The 4,151-nt window shown below is 67.8% G+C and carries 3 protein-coding genes; 2 read left to right on the plus strand and 1 reads right to left on the minus strand.

The annotated features are described in order from the left end of the window. Nucleotides 1–1,665: DEAD/DEAH box helicase (locus ACLFQI_RS12060; protein ID WP_410759660.1), on the plus strand; the 1,665-nt coding region annotated here is incomplete at its 5' end. A 67-nt stretch (nucleotides 1,666–1,732) separates the two neighbouring features. Here ACLFQI_RS12060 and rpiA read toward each other — a convergent pair. Next, nucleotides 1,733–2,401, minus strand: coding sequence for a ribose-5-phosphate isomerase RpiA (gene rpiA / locus ACLFQI_RS12065; RefSeq protein ID WP_410759662.1), 669 nt, complete (start codon nucleotides 2,399–2,401; stop codon nucleotides 1,733–1,735). Between the two features lie 181 nt (nucleotides 2,402–2,582). Between rpiA and ilvA the strand changes: the two genes are divergently transcribed. Further along, on the plus strand, nucleotides 2,583–4,112 hold the full coding sequence (gene ilvA / locus ACLFQI_RS12070; protein WP_410759663.1) for a threonine ammonia-lyase, biosynthetic: 1,530 nt from the start codon (nucleotides 2,583–2,585) through the stop codon (nucleotides 4,110–4,112). Nucleotides 4,113–4,151 lie beyond the last annotated feature (39 nt).

Below are 4,151 nucleotides of genomic sequence, written 5' to 3' on the forward strand. Positions count from 1 at the left end.
CTGCTCGGCCACGCGCCGACCGGCACCGGCAAGACCGCGGCCTTCGCGCTGCCCCTGCTGGCGCGCATCGACCTGGCCCAGCGCACGCCCCAGGTGCTGGTGCTGACCCCGACCCGCGAGCTGGCCCTGCAGGTGGCCGAGGCCTGTCAGCGCTACGCCAGCGCGCTCGGCGGCTTCCATGTACTGCCGATCTACGGCGGCTCCGATTATGGCGGCCAGATCCGCCAGCTCAAACGCGGCGTGCATCTGGTGGTCGGCACTCCGGGCCGGATCATGGATCACATGCGCAAGGGCACCCTGCGCCTGGACGCGTTGCAGGCGCTGGTCCTAGACGAGGCCGACGAGATGCTGCGCATGGGTTTCATCGACGATGTCGAATGGATCCTGGAGCAGACCCCGCCGCAACGCCAGATCGCACTGTTCTCGGCCACCCTGCCGAGCCAGATCCAGCGCATCGCCCAGCGCCACCTGAACGACCCGAAGTCGATCAGCATCGAGGCCGCGACCGCCACCGCCGAGACCATCCGTCAGCGCTATTGGCTGGTCAGCGGCATGCACAAGCTCGATGCCCTCACCCGCATCCTCGAGGTCGAGCCGTTCGACGGGCTGTTGCTGTTCGTGCGCACCAAGACCGCGACCACTGAACTCGCCACCCGCCTCGGCGCGCGCGGCTGGACCGCCGCCGCGCTCAATGGCGACATGCCGCAGCAACAGCGCGAGCAGATGGTCGATCAATTGCGCAGCGGCGCGCTGGATATCCTGGTCGCCACCGATGTCGCCGCGCGCGGGCTCGATGTCGAGCGCATCAGCCATGTCGTCAACTACGACATCCCCTATGACACCGAGGCCTATATCCATCGCATCGGCAGAACCGGGCGCGCCGGCCGCGCCGGCGAGGCGATCCTCTTCGTCGCTCCGCGCGAGCGACGCATGCTCGCCGCCATCGAGCGCGCCACGCGCCAGCGCATCGAGCCGCTGACCCTGCCCTCGACCGAGACCGTCAACAACAAGCGCATCGCCGACTTCAAGCAGCGCATCACCGACACCCTCGGCGCCGGCGAACTCGGCTTCATGCAGGGCCTGATCGAGCAATATCAGGAAGAGCACGATGTGCCGGCGGTCGAGATCGCCGCCGCGCTCGCCAAGCTCTCGATCGGCGATCAGCCACTGCTATTGACCGCGCCGGAGCGACCCGAGCGCTCGCGCGAGCGCCCCGAGCGCGGCCGTGGCCCACGCCGCGATGACGACGAGCGTCCGCGCCAGCAACGCCGGCCACCATCGAGCCCGGATCAAGGCATGGAGCGTTTCCGCATCGCCGTCGGTCATCGCAACGGCGTCAAGCCGGGCAACATCGTCGGTGCCATCGCCAACGAGGCGGGCCTGGACGCGCGTCATATCGGCCGCATCGATATCCACGAGGAGTTCAGCCTGATCGACCTGCCCACCGGCATGCCGCGCGAGCTGTTGCAGGATCTGCGCAAGGTGCGGGTCTGCGGGCGCGCGCTCGAACTCACGCGCAGCGAGGCCGGCGCGGCAGAAGACGCGGCCACAGGCACCGAGCGCCGACAGCGATCCAAGGGCCCCAGGTCCGGCCCGTGGGATTCCGGCCCGTCGGGGGCCGATCACGACCGCCCGGGGCGGAAGCCGGCGAAGAAAAACCGATGACGCTGAAGTGCACTGGCTGAAAGGGGTCCGGAACGCATAAAGAGCGTTCCAACGAAATGACCAGGCGCTAAGCGGTCACTGTGCGCGGGCCGCTGGCCGAGCCCAGGATCAGCAGATCGGCCGGGCGCAGGGCGAAGATGCCCACGCTGACCACGCCAGCGATGTTGTTGATCCGCTGCTCCAGCGCCATCGGCTCCATGATGTGCAGACCGTGGATGTCGAGGATCAGGTTGCCATTGTCGGTGGTGAAGCCCTCGCGCCAGACCGGGTTGCCGCCGAGCTTGGCGAGTTCGCGCGCGACATAGCTGCGCGCCATCGGGATCACCTCGACCGGCAGCGGGAAGGCACCGAGCACCGACACCAGCTTGCTCTCATCGGCGATACAGACGAAACGCTCGCTGGCGGCGGCGACGATCTTCTCGCGCGTCAAGGCCCCGCCGCCGCCCTTGATCAATTGCAGCGCCTGGTTCGACTCGTCGGCACCGTCGACATAGAGCGAGAGGCTGCCGACGGCGTTGAGGTCGAGGACCGGGATAGCGTGCCGCGCAAGCCGCGCGCTCGAGGCCTCGGAACTGGAAACGGCCCCGTCGATGCGCCCCTTGACGGTCGCCAGAAAGTCGATGAAGTGATTCACCGTCGAGCCGGTGCCGACGCCGATGACGCCGCCCTCGACCTGGCTCAGCGCGGCCTCCGCCGCTTGCTTCTTCAACTGATCCTGATCCTGTGCAGGGTCCATGGCCGCTCCTCGATTGCTGGTTGATGATGGATGAATGTCGGGGATGGGGAAGGGAGGCGAAGTATAGCAAAGGCCTTGCGCGCCGATCTGTCGTATCCTGCGCCGTTTGGCCCCGTTTTGCAGGTTTCCGCCGTTCCCCCCGTTCCCCCCCGCTGTTCCACTGGCCCGACGCCGACTGTCCATGTTGCACGCCTATATCGAGCGAATCCTTAAAGCCCGCGTCTACGATATCGCGATCGAATCCCCGCTGACCCTCGCCAAGGGGCTCTCGCGACGCCTCGGCAACCGCGTGTTGCTCAAGCGCGAAGACCTGCAGCCGGTATTCTCGTTCAAGCTCCGCGGCGCCTACAACAAGCTCCGCCATCTGCCGGCGGCCGCGCTCGAGCAGGGCGTGATCGCCGCTTCGGCCGGCAATCATGCGCAGGGCGTCTCGATGGGCGCCTCGCGGCTCGGGGTGCAGGCGGTGATCGTGATGCCCAAGACCACGCCGGGCATCAAGGTCGACGCGGTGCGCCACTGGGGCGCCAAGGCGGTCCTGCATGGCGATTCGTTCGACGAGGCCTATCGCCACGCCATGACCCTGGCCGAGGAGCGCGGGCTGACGTTCCTGCATCCGTTCGATGACCCGGATGTCATCGCCGGCCAGGGCACCATCGGCATGGAGATCCTGCGCCAGCACCCGGACCCGCCGCACGCGGTCTTCGTTCCGGTCGGTGGCGGCGGGCTGATCGCCGGCATCGCCGCCTATGTGAAGTCGATCCATCCCGAGGTGCGGATCGTCGGCGTCGAGCCCGAGGAGGCGCCGACCCTGCACGCGGCGCTGGCCGCCGATGCGCCGGTGCTGCTGCCCGAGGTCGGGTTGTTCGCCGATGGCGTCGCGGTGCGCCGGATCGGCGAGGAGACCTTCCGCGTCGCGCGCGAGACCGTCGACGAGGTGGTGCTCGTCAGTACCGACGCGATCTGCGCCGCGATCAAGGACATCTACGACGATACCCGCGGTATCGCCGAACCGGCCGGGGCGCTCGCCGTGGCCGGGCTCAAGCAGTACGTCGAGCGCACCGGCGTGCGCGATGCCGCGCTGATCGCGATCGAGAGCGGCGCCAACATCAACTTCGATCGCCTGCGCCATGTCGCCGAGCGCGCCGAACTCGGCGAGCGCCGCGAGGCCCTGTTCGCGGTCGCGATCCCGGAGCGCCCAGGCAGTTTCCTCGCCTTCTGCAAGGCGCTCGGCAAACGCCAGATCACCGAATTCAACTACCGCTATGCCGATCGCCAGCAGGCGGTGGTCTTCGTCGGCGTCGAACTCGGCGGTGGGCTCGCCGAGCGCCACGAGCTGCTCGAGCGCATCGAGAAGAAGGGCTTCGAGGTCACCGACATGAGCGATAACGAGACCGCGAAGCTGCATATCCGCTTCATGGTCGGCGGCCATGCCTCCGGCGTCACCGACGAGCGCCTGATCCGCTTCGAGTTCCCGGAGCGCCCGGGAGCCTTGCTGAACTTTCTCTCCGGGCTGGGGCGGCGCTGGAATATCAGCCTGTTCCATTACCGCAACCATGGTGCCGCCTATGGCCGGGTGCTGATGGGGATTCAGGTGCCCGCAGCCGAGGACGCCGAGTTCACCGAGCTGCTGACCGATCTCGGCTATCCCTTCTGGGATGAAAGCGAGAATCCGGCCTATCGGCTGTTCGCCGGCATCGAGCGCGGGGCTTGATCGCCTTGAGCGGGCATGGCGCTGCGGTGGCCAGGCGGA

The sequence above is a fragment of the Halochromatium sp. genome (assembly GCF_046541315.1).
Lineage (GTDB): Bacteria > Pseudomonadota > Gammaproteobacteria > Chromatiales > Chromatiaceae > Lamprobacter.

Coding starts and splice junctions, on each gene's coding strand:
- rpiA (WP_410759662.1), bottom strand. CDS start 2,401: ATGGACCCTGCACAGGATCAGGATCAGTTGAAGAAGCAAGCGGCGGAG.
- ilvA (WP_410759663.1), top strand. CDS start 2,583: ATGTTGCACGCCTATATCGAGCGAATCCTTAAAGCCCGCGTCTACGAT.